The following is a 4,308-nucleotide window of genomic DNA, read 5'->3' as shown; positions in this document are numbered from 1 at the left end:
GCTTTATTGTAGGTGTTTGTTAAATAGGCAAAACTCTTATCAATAAATGGCTGTACGACCAAGCTGCCCGTTACTACACCCGGTTGGTACGGATTCTGGTTTTCGGTGCGATCGATCACATACATTTGTGCTTTCATGGCATTAAGTGCTTTATAACTTCTTTCAAAATCATCACTTTGTTTTGCTTGTAACGCGGTATGCATGTTCAATAAAGTCAATCCAGATTGTCCTAGCAATTGGAATTGTTTTACCCATGGGCGAATTTCATCCAATAGGACTTGGTTATCAGTGCTGCTCAATAAAATATAAGAAGCCTCAACCATTGTTTGAAATTCTTTTTGAACGCTTTCCAAATTGTCAATGTTTTGTCCAGCTTCTAATTGTTTGAAAAATAATTCGGTTGCTGGTGCAAATTTTACCGATTCGTCACGTCTGTAACGGTGGCCATTTGGGCCTAAATCACTGTTGTGACGCGCAAACACTTCTAAGGCATTGTAACTTTCTGGCATCACAACCTTCATGGCCTCCAACCAGTTTTTCTCTGAATCGTAAGCAGACATGTTCCATGTGTAATCAGCTACACCATAAATGGCGATTTTGGAAGCTTCAGCATGTTCCATTGGATTGGAAACAAAACCAGAAATCATATCCGCAATATCTTTTCCGTTGCCATAGGTTGGCCCCATAAGCAGATGGTTTCTTACGTAATCAGACACTGGAAAGTTCCACCATATAAAAGCTTTACGCTGAATTTGATTATTAATCCACTCCATTGTGGGCTGATCAATATCAGAAACCACCGTATTTCCCGTCCACATGATGCGAATGGAAGGATCTAATTCCTTGCCTAAGGTTGCTAAATAACCACCTTCAACGTTAGACCAGCCTTTGTTATATTCCGTAGGACACATAATTAATGGTTTCACGTCTTTTTTAACAGCGACGAATTTGTTGTGTAAGAAATTCAATAACCCTGCTTGTTGCTTCGGATTGGTCCCTTCTCCGGAAATGTCGTCAAAAAACACCGCATAGGAACGAATGCCTAAGTCGTACATTAATTCAAATTTATGGAGTAGGGCATTGCGGTCTTCATCATTCCATTTAATGTCTTTACCTGGGTGAACCGCCCAAACAAAATCGACATGATTCATTTCGGCTCTGTCAATCAATTTTTTTAATTGAATCGCTTCGTCTTCAGGATAAGGTTTTCTCCAGTTTGGCGAGCTGTGATAGGGATCGTCTTTAGGGCCATAAATATAGGTATTCAACTTATTTTTGCCGTAAAAGTCAATTTGACGAACACGGTGTTCAAAGCTCCAAGGCGTTCCGTAAAAACCTTCAACAGTTCCTCGTGCAGTGACATCTGGATAATCTATAATTTCTCCTTGCGGAAATTTATCTGAGGCTAATAAGGCTAATAAAGTTCTGACGCCGTAATATGTACCACGGGCATCTCTGCCGATAACCGTAATGTTTTTATTACTACTATTAATAAAATAGCCTTCTGGATTTTGAGGTACTTTTTTCAGGAATTTTTTATGAAATTTATCATTGATGTTTCCTACACTAACCGTAAATCCTTTGTTGGACGTATTGGTGTCATTAAAAAACGTAGCAAGTAAGTTTTGGGTGGCTTTATCTACGTTTTTATGGTGCAGATTGAATTGTGTAGGCGTGTCAATATAATTGGAAATCACTGCCTTTTGTGGTGTAGGGTTGATGGCTAGGTTTTGAGCAAAACCAAAACAGGTCGTCAAAAATAATAGTCCAGAAAGTAAGCTTTTCATAAAAATAATGTTTGTAAGTGTTGTTGTTTTAATCTCGTTAATAGTGTGTATTAGAAAGGCTCTTTTTTAAAGAGCCTTTTTTTAATTAATTTAGTTTTTCAGCCAAAAGATCAAGATGGTTTTTGGCATCCTTGAGCATGCCTTCAAAGTTTGCCGGCTTGGAAGTCACGTTAAACTGTGCGACCACTTTATTCAAATGATCCAGTTCGTCAAGCATGCCTTTCGCTTGAAGCTCTTCTCTCAAAACTCTGATCTTTTCAGCATCTTGAATCCCTTCTCTGAGCGTTTCAAAGCGAATCGAAGTGCGATTGTCTGGATATACGATATACGTGTCGCCAGCTGGCCACGCTCTAAATCGTGAGTCTTCCAATGGTTTTTCAGTCCAACTATTATACGACCAACGTAAGAAGCCGTCAAAATCGGCGGCGATGCTATACCAGCCAATAAATACACCTTCTGCAGGTGGCGAAAAGGTAAAGGTGTTTGGGAACTTGTCCGTGCAGCATACATAATGCGTGCTGATATAACCGTTTTCTTTTCGAATGTTAAGATCTGCTTCATCTACAGGGTGCCCAAAAGCAACGGACATATCTTTTAAATCGTCCGGATAAAGCTTATAACTTTTATGATTGTCAGCGAAAGAAACTCCAAATTCTGGTGCATGTTCATTCAATAATTTTAACATGGCCGTCATTTCTTCTGGCCCGCGTTCATCCATGGCGATTCGGGTAATTTTATTCCAACCTTTTTGCTCTAAATGGGCTTTGAATTGTTCCAAAAATGGAATCCATAAGTCGTTATACGCTTTTGTTCCTGGTGCCGCAGCTAATTTTACTTCTTTGTTTTCAGCTTCATCAAAATAGTAGAATTCATTGCCCCATGGTACCATCGAATAACAGCTGATTTGATTTTTTACACCCAAATCCATCATCATCTGTACCCATTTATCAAAAATCGTATAATCGTAAGTCCAAGTGCCATCGGTTTTCTTTCTCCAATCGATCATGGCTTCAAATTGATCAAAAGTTTGTCCGCCCCAAGGTCTTTTATTTAAGGACACAGTAATTACTTTTTGACCAGCATCTGCTAAACGTTTCATGATCGGTTTTAATAAATCCCAATGTTCTTTTGACCAAGGTTCGACCTTGTGAAAACGAGACACTGCATAAGGATTTTGCCACATGTCCAAATGGAATTTCCAATCGGCAACTGCAGGGAGTTCTTTATCGATCACACGAATCGAGAATGCCATGGTTTTGGATTCCTGTCCTTTAATGTCAATGGTAAAGGTGCTCTTATACGTTCCAGCTTTCGCATCCGACGGGATATTGATGGTAATCCAAATTGGTCTGGTTTCTTGTGCTTTGATAGCATAGGACGAAACAGGATCTAAGGCATCAGCGGCTAATGAGGATGGGAAATCTTCCGGTTTTCTGTAACCACATCCTTCGCCAAATACATCGGTAATCACGTATTTTACAAAATTGATTTCTGCAATGGAAGCAGGCAAACTGTTCCCAGCATCCGATTTAAACTCTGAGATTTTAGTATTGACTTCGGTTAAGGAATCATTGCTCCAAAGTACCAACTGTGCTGCTGTGCGTTCGCCTTTCCATGCCGTGCCTTCCCAAGTGGATTGTTGTTGGATTTTAGGTATTTCACTCCTTACAAAACGAATATCCGTTGAGGTCACTGAGGCTTGCAAGCCTTTTGGCACCGCTGCCCAATTCTGGTCGGGGCTGGGCGCAGGATCTTGCGGTTCATCATAAGTTTGAGCCACTGCAAAGTCCTTGTTTTGATCTTGACAGGCAAAAGTCAACAGGATTGAAAAAACTAGAAGGGATTTTAATAATAGTTTCATTGGATGCGTTGTTGTTAGTTTGACTTTAGTTTTAGCCTCCCACGTTGAAGCAGAATAGCTGAAAATTAATATTGATTTATTTTTGACACGAATTACACTAATTAGCGCGAATTTTAAATGAACAGGATCATTTTAAATCGTTGAATGATCGTCCAAAAAATTATTACACAATGGAAAATCTTTAGGTTTTTCAAGAATTAGTGAATATTCGTGAAATTAGTGTCTAAAAATTTTTCCATGAAATTTTATTACTTAATATGTCATTTCCTCTTTTAGCGTGTCATACACTCCCAAGGTTAAATCTTGTTTTACCTTTTGGAATTTGAGATTTATTTGTTTTGAAATTTAACACCTTCAGGTGTTTTATTCTCCAATCACAGCGCCTTCCAAAATTTTCTTTTCGCCATTGGGAGCGGTATACCAAACTGTTAATTGACCTCCACCTGTAGCCTCATGAAATTTCACAGTCAATGGATGCCAGCCTTTTTTAAGCGCCACCATGCCGTCTTTTTCTATGGCTGAATGGTTGCCGCCGTTATCAACGACAAACTTATCGCCGATATACAACAAACTGCCATCATCAGATTTTGTAGAAAAATCGAACAAACCTTCTACTTCCGCATAGAAATAGCCTTTAAACACAACGGAGACGTGCTCAAT

Annotated in this window: 3 protein-coding genes; all 3 read right to left on the bottom strand. The window is 39.3% G+C overall.

Features of this window, described 5'->3' with window-relative positions; genetic code table 11:
* On the bottom strand, positions 1–1,787 hold a 1,787-nt coding region (locus ABIQ28_RS13985), incomplete at its 3' end, for a beta-N-acetylglucosaminidase (RefSeq protein WP_348038357.1).
* An 85-nt stretch (positions 1,788–1,872) separates the two neighbouring features.
* Positions 1,873–3,648 (bottom strand): glycoside hydrolase domain-containing protein, encoded by a 1,776-nt coding sequence (locus ABIQ28_RS13980; RefSeq protein WP_348038355.1) that lies wholly within the window; start codon positions 3,646–3,648, stop codon positions 1,873–1,875.
* Between the two features lie 363 nt (positions 3,649–4,011).
* Positions 4,012–4,308 (bottom strand): PA14 domain-containing protein (locus tag ABIQ28_RS13975; RefSeq protein WP_348038353.1); only part of this gene is annotated, 297 nt, incomplete at its 5' end.

The organism is Gelidibacter sp. (genome assembly GCF_039916245.1).
Classification (GTDB): Bacteria; Bacteroidota; Bacteroidia; order Flavobacteriales; family Flavobacteriaceae; genus Gelidibacter.
The sequence above is the reverse complement of the archived record's forward strand: the minus strand, read 5'-3'. Positions and strand labels throughout refer to the sequence as shown.